Source organism: Mangrovibacter phragmitis (genome assembly GCF_001655675.1).
Classification (GTDB): Bacteria; Pseudomonadota; Gammaproteobacteria; order Enterobacterales; family Enterobacteriaceae; genus Mangrovibacter; species Mangrovibacter phragmitis.
Map to the genome: position 1 here is coordinate 517,637 of NZ_LYRP01000012.1, position 14,827 is coordinate 532,463.

14 protein-coding genes are annotated in these 14,827 nt (G+C 48.0%); 11 read left to right on the top strand and 3 right to left on the bottom strand.

Annotation, left to right across the window (positions count from 1 at the left end):
* Positions 1-164 precede the first annotated feature (164 nt).
* The 7 genes from aroK (at position 165) to trpS (ending at position 6,473) form a co-directional block, all read left to right on the top strand.
* Positions 165-686: a shikimate kinase AroK gene (gene aroK / locus A9B99_RS12580; protein WP_036111171.1), complete on the top strand. Its 522-nt coding sequence runs from the start codon at positions 165-167 to the stop codon at positions 684-686.
* Positions 687-745: 59 nt separating this feature from the next.
* Positions 746-1,834, top strand: a complete 1,089-nt coding sequence (aroB, locus tag A9B99_RS12585; RefSeq protein ID WP_064597965.1) for a 3-dehydroquinate synthase — start codon at positions 746-748, stop codon at positions 1,832-1,834.
* A gap of 90 nt (positions 1,835-1,924) precedes the next feature.
* Positions 1,925-3,166, top strand: coding sequence for a cell division protein DamX (damX, locus tag A9B99_RS12590; protein ID WP_064597966.1), 1,242 nt, complete (start codon positions 1,925-1,927; stop codon positions 3,164-3,166).
* Positions 3,167-3,231: 65 nt separating this feature from the next.
* Positions 3,232-4,047, top strand: coding sequence for an adenine-specific DNA-methyltransferase (gene dam, locus A9B99_RS12595; protein ID WP_064597967.1), 816 nt, complete (start codon positions 3,232-3,234; stop codon positions 4,045-4,047).
* A 45-nt stretch (positions 4,048-4,092) separates the two neighbouring features.
* Positions 4,093-4,770: a ribulose-phosphate 3-epimerase gene (gene rpe, locus A9B99_RS12600; RefSeq protein WP_064597968.1), complete on the top strand. Its 678-nt coding sequence runs from the start codon at positions 4,093-4,095 to the stop codon at positions 4,768-4,770.
* Positions 4,763-5,464: a phosphoglycolate phosphatase gene (locus A9B99_RS12605; RefSeq protein WP_064597970.1), complete on the top strand. Its 702-nt coding sequence runs from the start codon at positions 4,763-4,765 to the stop codon at positions 5,462-5,464. The genes rpe and A9B99_RS12605 overlap by 8 nt, the downstream gene beginning before the upstream one ends.
* A 4-nt stretch (positions 5,465-5,468) precedes the next feature.
* Entirely contained in the window at positions 5,469-6,473 is a 1,005-nt protein-coding gene (trpS, locus tag A9B99_RS12610; protein WP_064597972.1) for a tryptophan--tRNA ligase, read from the top strand.
* Positions 6,474-6,660: 187 nt separating this feature from the next.
* On the opposite strand, the gene cysG is transcribed toward trpS, so the two are convergent.
* Positions 6,661-8,037, bottom strand: a complete 1,377-nt coding sequence (gene cysG / locus A9B99_RS12615) for a siroheme synthase CysG (protein WP_064597974.1) — start codon at positions 8,035-8,037, stop codon at positions 6,661-6,663.
* Between the two features lie 419 nt (positions 8,038-8,456).
* Here cysG and A9B99_RS12620 point away from each other — a divergent pair, with 419 nt between their 5' ends.
* The 4 genes from A9B99_RS12620 (at position 8,457) to argD (ending at position 12,627) form a co-directional block, all read left to right on the top strand.
* On the top strand, positions 8,457-9,773 hold the full coding sequence (locus tag A9B99_RS12620; protein WP_064597976.1) for a cytosine deaminase: 1,317 nt from the start codon (positions 8,457-8,459) through the stop codon (positions 9,771-9,773).
* Between the two features lie 277 nt (positions 9,774-10,050).
* Complete coding sequence (gene ppiA / locus A9B99_RS12625; RefSeq protein WP_064597978.1) at positions 10,051-10,623, top strand: peptidylprolyl isomerase A; 573 nt, start codon at positions 10,051-10,053, stop codon at positions 10,621-10,623.
* Between the two features lie 129 nt (positions 10,624-10,752).
* Complete coding sequence (gene pabA / locus A9B99_RS12630) at positions 10,753-11,316, top strand: aminodeoxychorismate synthase component 2 (protein ID WP_064597980.1); 564 nt, start codon at positions 10,753-10,755, stop codon at positions 11,314-11,316.
* Positions 11,317-11,403: 87 nt separating this feature from the next.
* Positions 11,404-12,627 carry a bifunctional acetylornithine/succinyldiaminopimelate transaminase gene (gene argD / locus A9B99_RS12635; protein WP_156519050.1) on the top strand — a complete coding sequence of 408 codons (1,224 nt, stop codon included), beginning with the start codon at positions 11,404-11,406 and terminating at the stop codon, positions 12,625-12,627.
* Positions 12,628-12,755: 128 nt separating this feature from the next.
* On the opposite strand, the gene pstS is transcribed toward argD, so the two are convergent.
* Both pstS and crp read right to left on the bottom strand, forming a co-directional pair.
* Complete coding sequence (pstS, locus tag A9B99_RS12640) at positions 12,756-13,793, bottom strand: phosphate ABC transporter substrate-binding protein PstS (protein ID WP_074388802.1); 1,038 nt, start codon at positions 13,791-13,793, stop codon at positions 12,756-12,758.
* 209 nt (positions 13,794-14,002) lie between these two features.
* Positions 14,003-14,635 carry a cAMP-activated global transcriptional regulator CRP gene (gene crp / locus A9B99_RS12645; protein ID WP_000242758.1) on the bottom strand — a complete coding sequence of 211 codons (633 nt, stop codon included), beginning with the start codon at positions 14,633-14,635 and terminating at the stop codon, positions 14,003-14,005.
* Between the last annotated feature and the right edge of the window lie 192 nt (positions 14,636-14,827).

Genomic DNA, 14,827 nt, shown 5'->3' on the forward strand with positions numbered 1-14,827 from the left:
GCGAAGTAGTAATTTATTCGGTTGCCAAACCACCTTGAGTGTTGAGATAATTTTTAGTCTGACTCTCGCACTATCGCATAAGAGGTTTCAGTTCATTTCCTGCCATGCCCGGACGTTGCATGGTGGGTTTATCATTAACGAATTGTCTTAGTAGTACCGAAAAAATGGCAGAGAAACGCAATATCTTTCTGGTTGGGCCTATGGGTGCCGGCAAAAGCACTATTGGGCGGCAATTGGCTCAACAGCTCAATATGGAATTTTTCGATTCCGATCAAGAAATTGAGAAACGTACTGGAGCCGATGTCGGTTGGGTTTTTGACGTTGAAGGCGAACAGGGTTTTCGCGAGCGCGAAGAAAAAATTATCAATGAGCTGACCGAAAAGCAGGGTATCGTCCTGGCTACCGGCGGCGGGTCTGTGAAGTCTCGTGAAACGCGTAATCGTCTCTCTGCGCGCGGTGTTGTGGTGTATTTGGAAACCACCATTGAAAAACAACTGGCGCGTACGCAACGTGACAAAAAACGTCCGTTACTCCAGGTAGACATGCCCCCTCGGGAAGTTCTCGAAGCGTTAGCGGATGAGCGTAATCCTCTGTATGAAGAGATTGCCGATGTTGTCATTCGCACTGACGATCAAAGCGCGAAGGTTGTTGCTAATCAAATAATTAACATGCTGGAAAGTAACTAATTTCAGTTGATGTAAACGTAACCCGGCTGGGGTAATACACAACAAAAGGTAACAGCGTCATGGAAAGGTTAATGGTGACATTAGGGGAGCGCAGCTACCCAATTACCATCGCATCAGGGTTATTTAATGAATCCGCTTCTTTCTGGCCCCTGAAATCAGGTGAGCAAGTGATGCTTGTTACAAATGAAACCCTGGCACCACTTTATCTTGACCGGGTTCGGCACATGCTTGAACAGGCAGGGGTTAACGTTGATGTCGTTATCCTGCCAGACGGTGAACAGTATAAGAGCCTGTCAGTACTTGACTCAGTTTTTACCGCATTGCTTGAAAAACCCCATAGTCGGGATACCACCTTAGTAGCGCTGGGAGGCGGTGTTATTGGTGATTTGACCGGTTTTGCTGCAGCAAGCTATCAACGCGGTGTCCGTTTTATTCAGGTTCCCACAACGTTGCTTTCCCAGGTTGATTCGTCTGTTGGCGGTAAAACAGCAGTAAACCATCCCCTCGGAAAAAATATGATTGGCGCTTTTTATCAACCGGCGTCAGTTGTCATTGATATCGATTGTCTGAAAACATTACCTCCCCGAGAATTAGCATCTGGTCTTGCTGAAGTGATTAAATACGGGATTATTCTTGATGCCGATTTCTTCAACTGGCTGGAGAATAACCTGGATGCTTTGGTGGCACTGGATCCTGTGGTTATGTCTTACTGTATTCGCCGTTGCTGTGAACTGAAAGCAGAAGTTGTGGCCGCTGATGAGCGCGAAAGCGGTCAACGTGCTTTACTTAACCTTGGTCATACTTTCGGACACGCCATTGAGGCCGAAATGGGGTACGGAAACTGGTTGCATGGTGAGGCGGTTTCTGCGGGAATGGTAATGGCTGCTCGTACTGCTCAACGCCTGGGGCAGTTTAGTGAAGCAGATACGGTACGTATCATTACACTCCTTAAGCGAGCAGGGCTGCCGGTAACCGGCCCGAAAAGCATGGAACCAGCTGCATATATGCCGCATATGATGCGGGATAAGAAAGTTCTGGCGGGAGAACTACGCCTGGTTCTTCCGTTGGCTATTGGTAAAAGTGAAGTACGGGCAGGCGTTGCGCACGACCTTGTTCTCAGTGCTATCACAGATTGCCTGCAGGCGTGATTACAAAGACATGAGATTAGCCACCCAAAGTGGCCTTTAACTTCGGGCGAGTGAGGTATTAACACTCTTCGCCTTTGAATGGGGTGTTAAATGGATGAATTAAAACCGGAAGACGGTCTGAAACCAGATCCCAGCGACCGTCATCCTGGCCGCTCACGCCAGTCTGCAGACTACGACAATGAGCCCAGTATCAACATGGATGATGTGGATGTTGATGCAGACGAGCGCCGTCCATCGCGTTCACGACGTGACAGCGATGCCCAAGAGTATGATGAGGCTGATGAAAGTGGGGAACAACCCACGCGTCGTCCACCTAAGCGTAAAAAAATGAAGTCTGCTCCTTCTAAAGGCCCAGTTTCACGCCAGCATATTATGATGGGGGTGGGGATACTGGTTTTGCTGGTGCTGATTTTGGGGATTGGTTCTGCACTGCAATCACCTAAGTCACCCGGCGATTCATCCTCCACGGTCTCCTCTGGCGGTGAAAAAAGTATCGATCTTTCTGGTTCTGCTTCACAGGGAAGTAGTACTCCTGCACCCGTAGTGGACAATAATGGTCAGGTTGCTCAGGGCAACAGTGCACCACAAGAAATTTCTGTCCCGCCTGTGTCAGAAACACCTTCGCAGGCTATTGGTCCTGCTCAGTCTGCTAATAATGCTGAACAACGCGTAGATGTGCCGGGTGACCTCAATACCGCGCTGACTCAGCAACAGGGGCAAATCAATAACGTTGTTGCGGGTTCAACCCTGCCGACAGAACCTGCTACAGTCGCTCCTGTGAATGGTAAATCCTCACCTGTGGCTGCACCAGAGCGCACTGTGCGTCACAATGAGCCGGCAAAGACACGCCGCGAAGTGGTCATTGAACCTTCTCATTCAGCCAGGGAGAAAACAGCCAGGGCCGCAGAACCCGCGCCGGTGAAAACACGCGAACCCACGCCGGTTGTGAAGAAACCTGAGCCTGTTCGTGCAGCGCCTGCTACCCAGGAACATGTGGCGGTGGCAAAAACTACGCCCGCGCCTGCTGCAGCTTCGGGCGGTACTATTGGCAATATTAATGCCCTGAAATCAGCCCCGGGTAGTCATTACACTTTGCAATTAAGCAGTTCTTCCAACGAGGCCAACTTGTCAAACTGGGCTAAGAAAGAGCAGCTTAAAGATTATGTGGTGTACAAAACAACGCGTAATGGCCAACCCTGGTATGTTCTGGTAAGCGGCATTTATGCAAATCGCGATGATGCCAAACGCGCAGTGTCATCGCTCCCGGCAGATGTACAAGCGAAAAACCCCTGGACCAAGCCCATTCATCAGGTTCAGGCTGATCTTAAATAGTGTATAAAGCGCAGGATGCTGTCGGAGCTTCTCCACAGCGGGAGAAGGTAATTTAGTCATACAGCATGAAAAAACATCGCGCTTTTTTGAAGTGGGCAGGGGGGAAATACCCCCTGCTCGATGACATTAAACGTCATCTCCCCGAAGGCGAGTACCTGATTGAGCCTTTTGTCGGGGCGGGTTCTGTCTTCCTGAATACAGAATACTCTCGTTATCTCCTCGCCGATATCAACAGCGATTTGATTAGTCTGTACAACATCGTCAAGACACGTACAGAGGAGTATGTTACTGAATCTAAAAATTTTTTTGTTCAAGAGAACAACTGCGCTGAACGCTATTACGTACTACGTGACACGTTTAACAAAAGTACGGACCCATTTCAGCGGGCACTACTTTTCTTGTATCTGAACCGCCATGGGTACAATGGTTTGTGCCGGTATAATTTGCGTGGTGAATTTAATGTTCCCTTCGGGCGTTACAGGAAACCTTATTTCCCCGAAGATGAATTGTTTCTGTTTGCGGAAAAAGCTCAGCGGGCTGAGTTTGTCTGTGAATCTTATGATTCCAGCATGGCTAAGGCAATGAAAGGTGCGGTTGTCTATTGCGATCCGCCTTATGCGCCTCTGTCAGAAACAGCAAACTTTACGGCGTATCACACCAACAGTTTTAATGTAGAACAACAACAGAATTTGGCTTTTCTGGCTGAGAAGTTGCGGCAAAAACGCATTCCTGTGTTGATCTCTAATCATGACACAATATTGACCCGGGAATGGTACAGGCTGGCAAGTACGTTGTTGCCTGTAAAAGTCCGGCGCAGCATCAGCAGTAACGGCGGCACGCGCAAGAAAGTAGACGAACTTCTGGCACTCTATAACGTCTGAGTAATTTCGCTGCCGCATAATGCATTTCTAAAAATGGAGACGCGGATGACACAGTATCTCATTGCCCCTTCAATTTTGTCGGCGGATTTTGCCCGTCTTGGCGAAGATACCACAAGAGCCTTATCTGCTGGTGCAGACGTGGTTCATTTTGATGTGATGGATAATCACTATGTGCCGAATCTGACTATTGGGCCAATGGTGTTGAAGTCACTGCGTCAGTACGGAATAACAGCACCCATAGATGTCCATCTGATGGTGAAGCCTGTTGACCGGTTAATCCCGGATTTCGCGGCGGCAGGCGCCAGTATTATTACATTTCACCCGGAAGCGTCCGAGCATATTGATCGTACCTTACAACTGATTAAAGAGCATGGCTGTAAAGCCGGTCTGGTATTTAATCCAGCCACGCCGCTCAGTTACCTTGATTATGTAATGGACAAGCTGGATGTCATCTTGTTGATGTCCGTGAATCCAGGGTTCGGCGGCCAGTCTTTTATCCCGCATACACTGGATAAGTTGCGTGAAGTGCGCCAGCGTATTGATGCTTCCGGGTATGATATTCGCCTGGAAGTTGATGGTGGTGTGAAAGTAGAGAATATTGGCGAAATTGCGGCTGCTGGTGCAGATATGTTTGTAGCCGGTTCGGCAATTTTCGGGCAACCAGACTACAGGCAAGTGATTGACCAAATGCGTGAAGAGCTGGGAAAAGTTAGCCATGGGTAAGCTTGAAGGTATTAAAGGCATCGCATTCGACCTTGATGGTACATTAATTGATAGTGCACCAGGCCTGACCGATGCCATTGACAGCGCATTGTATGCCCTTGAGTTGCCGGCTGCAGGTGAAGACCGTGTGACGACCTGGATTGGTAATGGCGCGGATATTCTGGTTGAGCGAGCGCTCACCTGGGCCTTGAAAGATAAATCACCTCAGGATGGCCTGCCAGAAATGATGCGGCGCCTGTTTGATACGTATTATGCCCAGTATGCAGAGGAAGGCAGTTATTTATTCCCGACAGTTGCGGATACCTTGAAAACTCTGCGTGAGCACGGTGTTAAAATGGCGATAGTGACCAACAAACCTACGCCATTTGTCCGGCCGATTCTGGAAACACTGGGTATTGCTGACTATTTTGACCTGGTTATCGGTGGTGATGATGTCGCTGCCAAAAAACCGCACCCGGCTCCCCTTTACCTGGTACTGGGTAAACTGGGTCTGTATCCTCATGAATTACTTTTTGTGGGGGATTCACGCAATGATATCCAGGCCGCAAAAGCCGCTACTGTCAGCGTTGCTGGCATGACATATGGTTACAACTATGGTGAATCGATCACGTTAAGTCAGCCTGACTTTGTTTGTGATCGTTTCAGTGATCTCCTGCCCATTATTGGGCTCCCGCACAATGACAATCAGGAATGAAAAAATGAGTAAGCCCATCGTTTTTAGTGGTGCACAACCATCAGGTGAATTAACTATTGGTAACTATATGGGTGCATTGCGTCAGTGGGTGAACATGCAGGATGATTACCACTGTATCTATTGCATTGTGGATCTGCACGCCATTACGGCCCGCCAGGATCCTGAGAAACTGCGTAAAGCGACACTTGATACTCTGGCTCTGTATCTTGCCTGTGGTATTGATCCGGAAAAAAGCACCATTTTTGTTCAGTCTCACGTACCGGAACATGCACAGTTAGGTTGGGCGCTGAACTGCTACACCTATTTTGGTGAACTGAGCCGCATGACGCAGTTTAAAGATAAATCTGCGCGTTATGCCGAAAATATTAATGCTGGCCTGTTTGACTATCCGGTTCTGATGGCGGCTGATATTTTGCTTTACCAAACTAACCAGGTACCGGTTGGTGAGGATCAAAAACAGCATCTCGAATTGAGCCGCGATATCGCGCAGCGCTTTAACGCGATTTATGGCGATGTATTTAAAGTGCCGGAACCTTTTATTCCTAAATCTGGCGCTCGTGTTATGTCACTGCTTGAGCCGGGCAAAAAAATGTCCAAGTCTGATGATAACCGAAACAATGTGATCGGATTGCTGGAAGATCCTAAATCAGTGGTTAAGAAGATCAAACGCGCGGTAACTGACTCCGACGAGCCGCCTGTTGTTCGCTATGATGTTGCCAATAAAGCTGGTGTATCTAACTTGCTGGATATTTTGTCTGCTGTTACCGGGCAGAGTATTCCTGAACTGGAACAACACTTTGAAGGCAAAATGTATGGCCACCTCAAAGGTGAAGTAGCCGATGCCGTTTCAGGTATGCTGAGCGAGCTTCAGGAGCGTTTCCATCGCTATCGGAATGATGAGGCTTTCTTGCAGCAAGTTATGCGGGATGGAGCGAAGAAAGCACAGGCCCAGGCAGCAGAAACTTTGAAGAAAGTGTACGAAGCAATTGGTTTCGTTGCTAAACCTTAAAATGAAGCTCCATCCGGAGATTTCAGATTGATGAAAAAGAAGGAAAAGCTTGGCTTTTCCTTCTTTTTAGTTAGCAGCCGAAAATCAATGAATTGATTTTCTTTGTTTTTTATTGGATGACTTCCTCTTGTTCTGTGCGAACATGAGGTTTGTCATCAGACTCAGTCCCCCATCCGGGGGCTTTTGCTTAATGGTTGCTGAACCAGTTTAATTTTTCCCGTAGACCAACAACACGCCCAACAATAATCAGGCTTGGGCTCTGCACTTGTTGTGCCAGTACGGCCAGTTTATCCAGTGTACCCTGCACGACTTTCTGTGTTGTCGCGGTACCGTTTTCTACCAGAGCACATGGCGTCTCTGCCGGCATTCCGTGGGCAAGCAGGTTTTTCTCTATAGCCGGAGCCTGGTTCAGCCCCATGTAAAATACCAGTGTCTGTTTTTCTGCTGCAAGGCTGGCCCAGTCCAGCTCTTCACCACTGGACTTAAGGTGTCCGGTAACCAGGCGGACACTTTGCGCATAATCACGGTGAGTCAGTGGAATACCTGAGTAGGCGGAACAACCAGAAGCTGCAGTAATACCCGGAACGACAGAGAATGGAATCCCTACCTCACATAACGTTTCCAGCTCTTCGCCACCTCGCCCGAAAATAAACGGGTCGCCACCTTTTAGCCTGACAACACGTTTCCCACTTTGCGCTTCTCTGAGCAATATTTGGTTAATCTCTTCTTGTGGTACGCAGTGATAACCCGCCCGTTTGCCCACAAATACCCGGTCAGCATCGCGGCGGACCAGTTTCATCACATCATCAGAAACCAGCCTGTCATACACAACAATATCGGCTTGCTGGATTTGCTGTAATCCTTTAAGCGTGAGCAGCCCGGCATCGCCAGGACCCGCGCCAACCAGAACCACTTCGCCCTGGTTATCCAGTGGTGTAGAGAATAATGTTTCGGTTTGCGAATGGATTGCGGCCGGATCGTTATTTGCCAGAGATTGCGCAATTCGGTCATTGGCGAACAACTTTTCCCAAAAACGACGACGCTCAGCCATTGTTGTGAAAGTATCTTTGACTCTCTGACGCAACTGACCGGCAAATTGGGCCACCTTACCCAGGTGTTGAGGTAATACAGCTTCAAGCTTTTCGCGCAGCAACCGGGCAAGAACAGGTGCTGTACCACCGGAGGAAACCGCTACCATGATGGGGGAGCGGTCAATAATCGACGGCATGATAAATGACGCACGTTTAGGGGCATCGACAACATTACAAAAAAGCTTACGCCGTTCTGCTTCCTGACTAACGTGCTGATTGGTTTGGTCATCGTCTGTTGCCGCAATCACCAACCAACTGCTATCCATTAACGCAGGTGAGAAATCACCTTTAACCAGTGACAACTGCTTATGCTCAGCCCAAACAGTGAACTGTGGGGTAAATTCCGGGGCATTGACGATGACGTTGGCTCCTGCATCCATTAGTAGCCTGGCTTTACGCTCAGCGACATCTCCTCCGCCAACCAGCAGGCAATCGCGGTTTTTCAGCTCACAAAAAATAGGCAAATAATCCACAGCAGTTCCTCGTTCCTCCCGCTTGCGCGGGCCAGTGCGATAAGCATTTTCGACAGTAAGGCGAAGACTATCTCATAGCCATACAAAAGCGTACAGATCCCTGCCCCCTAAATATGAGTTCAGTATTCAGATGGGAATACGTTAAACTATCAATAACATACAGATAAAAAATCATTGAATTTGTTGGTTTTTTTGTGATCCCTGATGCTTTTCCTTCCTGCTATTTTGCCTGCAAGTTGTCTTGCCGGGTGTTTGGTAACTTACTGTCGGCTCCCTTCAGTGATGCCCGGGTTTTTACATAAAGTGGTAAGGCGCTATTGTTGCACGTCATAGTGAATATGCGTTGTGCCTGTAACGAAAAGGCATGATAACTTCATATTTGCTGTCTGTTTTTCAATATGTATTCATCCGGAGGGTATATGGCACCAGCTACGTTTTGGTTCATTCAGGATGTGCGCCTGCCAGGGCGTGAAGGTTTGTGGCAAATTACTATTGAAAACGGGCGGTTTGGAGCAATAACGCCCATGACGGAAACTCGTGTGTATGGAAGCCACGATGTCCTTAATGCTCATGGCGGATTAGCACTTCCTCCTTTTGTTGAACCTCATATTCATCTCGACACCACACAAACTGCAGGTGAACCAGCCTGGAATATATCGGGAACCTTATTTGAAGGCATTGAGCGTTGGGCAGAGCGCAAGGCAACACTGACCCACGAAGATGTAAAAGCGCGGGCGTGGAAAACGCTGAAATGGCAGATGGCAAACGGGATCCAGTATGTACGTAGTCATGTGGATGTTTCTGACCCTGGTCTGGTTGCGCTGAAAGCCATGCTGGAAGTAAAACAGGAGGTCGCGCCCTGGATTGATTTGCAACTGGTCGCATTTCCGCAGGAAGGTATTCTGTCTTATCCCAATGGTGCCGCTTTGCTTGAGGAAGCTTTGGTGATGGGCGCTGATGTTGTGGGAGCTATCCCGCATTTTGAATTCACCCGTGAATATGGTGTGGAGTCTTTGCATACTGCCTTTGCGCTGGCGGAGAAATACGACCGGCCACTGGATATCCACTGTGATGAAATCGATGATGAGCAATCGCGCTTTGTGGAAACGGTGGCTGCGCTGGCACTGAAGTTGGGTATGAAGGAGCGCGTCACCGCAAGTCACACTACGGCCATGCACAGTTACAATGGTGCTTACACGTCTCGCTTATTCAGGCTCTTGAAATTATCCGGGATTAATTTCGTGGCAAATCCTTTGGTGAATATTCATTTGCAGGGGCGCTTTGACAGCTACCCGCGTCGCCGTGGGATAACCCGGGTGAAAGAGATGCTGGAGGCGGACATTAATGTTTGCTTTGGTCATGATGACGTTTTCGACCCATGGTACCCACTGGGAACGGGTAATATGTTGCAGGTGTTGCACATGGGGCTACATATTTGCCAGTTAATGGGCTACCCGCAAATTGATGAGGGCATTCGGCTGATAACCGACAACAGTGCCCGCACACTGGGTATTGCGGATTACGGTATTGTGGAAGGGCACCCGGCGAACATGGTAATTCTGCCAGCCCTGAATGGCTTTGATGCGCTAAGACGGCAGGTGCCGGTGCGCTGGTCTGTCCGTAATGGGCGTATCATTACCACTACGCAACCTGCTCAGACATGGGTACAGGTGGATAAGGGAGGCGAACTGGTAGATTTTTCACAGCCAGGTAATCCGCAGCCTTCAGGCAATTAATCCTGACATACACCCAGTTGAAGAGTGAAACGCCGGATATGCGGTATTTGATTGCCCATACCACCGGGAAAATACGATGAGTATGTACATTTTTATTAAATAAAATCAGTGCATTGTTTTTATTGATGCAATTGAAACATACAGAGTGACCCAGGAGGGTGTTACTGCCGGGGTATGTATTCTGTTACGTAAAAAAGAGTAAATGGCTGGCTTGTCGGCAGGTGGCTCTTTAGAATCGTTTCATTGCATTTTTTATTGCTTGTAAAGGAAACCATTCATGCTGAAATCGACTCTGGCGGCCGTTACGGCTGTCTTTGCCCTGACTTCGATTTCCTCTTCTGCACTCGCGGCAAAAGGGGATCCTCATGTGCTGCTGACAACGTCGGCCGGGAATATCGAGCTAGTGCTGGATAGCGGAAAAGCGCCAGTGACGGTGAAAAACTTTGTGGATTATGTCAATAGTGGCTTTTACAACAACACGATTTTTCATCGTGTGATTCCAGGGTTTATGATTCAGGGTGGGGGCTTTAATGTGGATATGACGCAAAAAGCCACGAAACCGCCAATTAAGAATGAAGCCGACAATGGGTTACGTAATACGCGTGGTTCAATAGCGATGGCGAGGACGGCAGATAAAGACAGTGCAACCAGCCAGTTCTTTATCAATGTGGCGGACAATGCATTTTTAAACCATGGCCAGCGTGATTACGGATACGCTGTTTTTGGCAAGGTGGTGAAAGGCATGGATGTAGCGGATAAAATCGCTCAGGTACCTACCCATAATGTTGGCCCTTACCAAAATGTTCCCTCTAAGCCTGTTGTGATCCTCTCAGCTAAAGTGCTGCCATAATCTGCTTGTGCGAAGCGGGAAAGTAACACCTGCTTCGCCCCTCCAGCTTTTTCTGCATCATGGCGTTATTTTCCCCGTTCACAAGTGTAAAACCGGTAGAATATGCCCGTTTTTAGAACGGGAGTTGCTATGTTATTGCTGATTGATAACTATGATTCGTTCACCTGGAATTTGTACCAGTATTTTTGTGAGCTGGGCGCGCAGGTGCTGGTAAAACGTAACGATGAAATAACCCTTGATGATATAGACCAGCTCGCGCCACAGAAGCTGGTTATTTCTCCAGGACCATGTACGCCAGATGACGCTGGTATTTCTCTGTCAGCGATACGCCATTATGCAGGCAGGTGCCCGATTTTAGGCGTCTGTCTGGGTCACCAGGCGATTGGCCAGGCATTTGGCGGCAATGTGGTTCGCGCCGCGAAGGTAATGCATGGGAAAACATCTGCGATCCGCCATAATGATCAAGGGGTTTTTCATGGTCTGAATAATCCACTGACTGTTACCCGCTACCACTCCTTATTGCTTGAACGCGAGAGTCTGCCTGGGGTATTTGAAGTGACAGCCTGGACGGAACAACAAGAAATTATGGGGATCCGTCACCGGTTGCTGGATATTGAAGGAGTACAGTTCCATCCGGAAAGTATTCTTAGCGAACAGGGCCATGCGCTTTTGAATAATTTCCTGAAGCGTTGATTTTTTATTGCCATTAAGTGATTTTTTATGCATATTTTGTGATTATAATTTCATTACGCATTTCTGCTAAACATAGGTGGATATGAAATGGCAACTGAACAACCCGCAGTAACCCGCTCTACATTTGATGACGTTATCGTTCCAATTTTTGCGCCCGCAAACTTTATCCCGGTAAAAGGTAAAGGGAGCCGAGTGTGGGATCAGCAAGGTAATGAGTACGTTGATTTGGCAGGCGGTATTGCGGTTACAGCGCTGGGGCACTGCCATCCGGCGCTGGTTGAAGCACTGAAAGCGCAGGGTGAAACGTTGTGGCATACCAGCAATGTGTTTACTAATGAGCCAGCATTGAAGCTTGGGCAAAAACTGATAGCCTCAACTTTTGCAGAGCGTGTTTTGTTTATGAATTCGGGCACTGAAGCCAATGAAACCGCCTTTAAGCTGGCTCGTTTCTATGCGTCCACGCGCCACAGCCCTTATAAAACGAAAATAATCGCTTTTCATAATGCTTTTCATGGTCGTTCTTTATTTACTGTCTCTGTAGGGGGGCAGCCTAAATATTCAGATGGCTTTGGGCCGAAACCAGCAGATATTGTTCATGTGCCTTTTAATGATTTACATGCGGTGAAAGCCGTTATGGATGACCACACCTGTGCTGTCGTGGTGGAACCTGTTCAGGGAGAAGGCGGTGTGATGGCGGCCACACCTGAGTTTCTGAAAGGCCTGCGTGAGCTGTGTGACGAATTCCAGGCTTTGCTGGTGTTTGATGAAGTTCAATGTGGTATGGGGCGTACTGGCAAGCTGTTTGCTTACATGCACTATGATGTGACTCCCGATATTTTGACCAGTGCTAAAGCAATTGGCGGTGGGTTCCCAATCAGTGCGATGCTGACAACAAAAGAGATTGCATCGGCTTTCCATGTTGGCTCGCATGGCTCAACCTATGGCGGTAATCCGCTGGCGTGTGCGGTAGCAGGGGCAGCTTTCGATATTATCAACACGCCGGAAGTACTGGATGGCGTTATGGCGAAACGCGAGTTGTTCGTAAAACACCTGCAGCAGATTAATGAACAATATGCTGTTTTCAGTGATATCCGTGGGATGGGGTTACTGATTGGCGCCGAATTAAGTGCAGCATATAAGGGCCGGGCGCGTGATGTACTGAATGCAGCCGCAGCGAATGGTTTGATGATCCTTAACGCTGGCCCGGATGTGATTCGTCTGGCCCCGTCTTTGGTTATTGATTATAAAGATATAGAAGATGGTATGGTCCGTTTTGCCGGTGCAATAAAGGCAGTGGTGAAAGGGCTGTAACTGTATTAATACAACTCCTGTCTGTGTTTTTGTAGCGTGTGCAGAGGAAATTAATAATAAATAAAGCCGGATAATCCGGCTTTTTATCGTTGAAACAGCCTGCAAACAAGCTGTTTCACAAGTGAAAATTAATACAGCGCTTTACCTGAGCTGTCTTTCACGTTTGCTTTCCAGGCTGCGCGAATCTGATCGGTAACATTTGCTGGCAGAGGCGCGTAATCAAGGCTGCTGGCAATAGCGTTACCATTTTTGTAGGCCCAGTCAAAGAATTTCAGCACTTCAGCACCTTTCTGTGCGTTTTCCTGTTTTTTGTAGACCAGGATAAACGTGGTAGAAGAGATAGGCCATGCATCTGCACCTTTCTGATAAGTCAGATCCTGGGCAAAGGTTTTGCTCCAGTCTGCTTCTTTGGCACTATTGCTGAAACTTTGTTGGGTCGGCTCAATTGCTTTACCGTCAGCATCGAACAATTTAGTCCAGGTCAGGTTGTTCTGTTTTGCGTAGGCATATTCAACATAACCAATAGAACCCGGCAAACGTTGTACAAATGCAGCCACGCCATCGTTACCTTTGCCACCCAGCCCGGTTGGCCATTTAACAGTGGTGCCTTTGCCTACCTTGCTTGCCCAGTCCGGGCTCACTTTAGACAGATAGCTGGTGAAGACGAAAGACGTGCCTGAACCATCTGCGCGGCGCACAACATTTATGTTGGTATCCGGCAATTTGGCTTTTGGGTTCAGCTTCGTGATAGCCGGGTCATTCCATTTTTTGATTTTACCCAGGTAAATATCACCCAGTGTTTTACCATCCAGAGTTAATTCACCTGATTTAATACCCGGGATGTTAACGGCCAGAACTACGCCACCGATAACGGTCGGGAACTGGAACAGGCCATTTTTTGCCAGGTCAGCATCGCTCATTGGCGCATCAGATGCACCGAAATCAACGGTTTTTGCAATGATTTGTTTGATACCACCTGAAGAACCGATTCCCTGGTAGTTTACCTGAGAACCTGTTTTCTGCTGGTATTCTGCAGCCCATTTTGCATAAACCGGCGCTGGGAATGTACCACCGGCACCGGTCAGGTTAGTGGCTGCAAATGCAGTTGTGGTGGACAGAGTCAGAGCGGCGATTACAAGACGGGCTGAAGAGCTAAGCATTGCCATAATTTCTCCCGGAAAAGGTTAGATCAAAAATAATTTTTTAATCGCTGTGTTTTCAGTACCTGGGAAGAATAAGGCGAATTTGTGACAGTTTTGTGTCATTCATGAACAATTTTCAGAATTTGTTAGGTAAAGCTGAAGGGATGCCTGGTTGTGCAAACAAAAAGGCACGCTCTAAAGCGTGCCTGTATGCGTGATTAAATACAGTAAAATTAACGAGTACCGTATACCACAATTGTCTTACCATGAGCGGAAATCAGGTTTTGATCTTCCAGCATTTTTAAAATGCGGCCCACAGTTTCACGGGAACAGCCAACAATTTGACCAATCTCCTGGCGGGTGATCTTGATTTGCATGCCATCCGGGTGAGTCATCGCATCAGGTTGTTTTGCCAGGTTAAGCAAAGTCTGTGCAATTCGGCCGGTTACATCGAGGAATGCCAGGTTCCCCACTTTTTCAGAAGTGACCTGTAAACGACGTGCCATCTGGGATGAAAGGCGCATCAGAATGTCCGGGTTTACCTGGATCAACTGGCGAAATTTTTTGTATGAAATCTCGGCAACTTCACAGGCTGTTTTTGCACGAACCCAGGCGCTACGCTCCTGGCCTTCTTCAAACAGCCCCAGCTCGCCAATAAAATCGCCTTGATTAAGATAAGAAAGGATCATCTCCTTGCCTTCTTCATCTTTGATAAGCACGGCCACAGAGCCTTTTACGATGTAATACAGCGTTTCTGCTTTCTCGCCCTGATGGATCAGGGTGCTCTTGGATGGATACTTATGAATGTGGCAATGTGACAAGAACCATTCGAGAGTCGGGTCTGTTTGGGGTTTGCCAAGCACCATGCGCGGTTATCCTCTATTATAAACTTGCTCAAAGACAGGGTAGGGCCCTGTTGGCGTTACAACATTAAATCGCCCCATTCCTGAAGCGAGCCATAAGTCGTTTGGTCTGTAATCGCTTTTTCCTCTGTAACAGGTATGACGTCACTGTCAGCCTGTTACATCTTGTTTGTTTTAGCACAGGTTTCCTGTAGT

Bases quoted from the DNA above. Each gene is read 5' to 3' on its own strand.
- aroK (WP_036111171.1), top strand. From the start codon at position 165: ATGGCAGAGAAACGCAATATCTTTCTGGTTGGGCCTATGGGTGCCGGC.
- aroB (WP_064597965.1), top strand. From the start codon at position 746: ATGGAAAGGTTAATGGTGACATTAGGGGAGCGCAGCTACCCAATTACC.
- damX (WP_064597966.1), top strand. From the start codon at position 1,925: ATGGATGAATTAAAACCGGAAGACGGTCTGAAACCAGATCCCAGCGAC.
- dam (WP_064597967.1), top strand. From the start codon at position 3,232: ATGAAAAAACATCGCGCTTTTTTGAAGTGGGCAGGGGGGAAATACCCC.
- rpe (WP_064597968.1), top strand. From the start codon at position 4,093: ATGACACAGTATCTCATTGCCCCTTCAATTTTGTCGGCGGATTTTGCC.
- A9B99_RS12605 (WP_064597970.1), top strand. From the start codon at position 4,763: ATGGGTAAGCTTGAAGGTATTAAAGGCATCGCATTCGACCTTGATGGT.
- trpS (WP_064597972.1), top strand. From the start codon at position 5,469: ATGAGTAAGCCCATCGTTTTTAGTGGTGCACAACCATCAGGTGAATTA.
- A9B99_RS12620 (WP_064597976.1), top strand. From the start codon at position 8,457: ATGGCACCAGCTACGTTTTGGTTCATTCAGGATGTGCGCCTGCCAGGG.
- ppiA (WP_064597978.1), top strand. From the start codon at position 10,051: ATGCTGAAATCGACTCTGGCGGCCGTTACGGCTGTCTTTGCCCTGACT.
- pabA (WP_064597980.1), top strand. From the start codon at position 10,753: ATGTTATTGCTGATTGATAACTATGATTCGTTCACCTGGAATTTGTAC.
- argD (WP_156519050.1), top strand. From the start codon at position 11,404: ATGGCAACTGAACAACCCGCAGTAACCCGCTCTACATTTGATGACGTT.
- pstS (WP_074388802.1), bottom strand. From the start codon at position 13,793: ATGGCAATGCTTAGCTCTTCAGCCCGTCTTGTAATCGCCGCTCTGACT.
- crp (WP_000242758.1), bottom strand. From the start codon at position 14,635: ATGGTGCTTGGCAAACCCCAAACAGACCCGACTCTCGAATGGTTCTTG.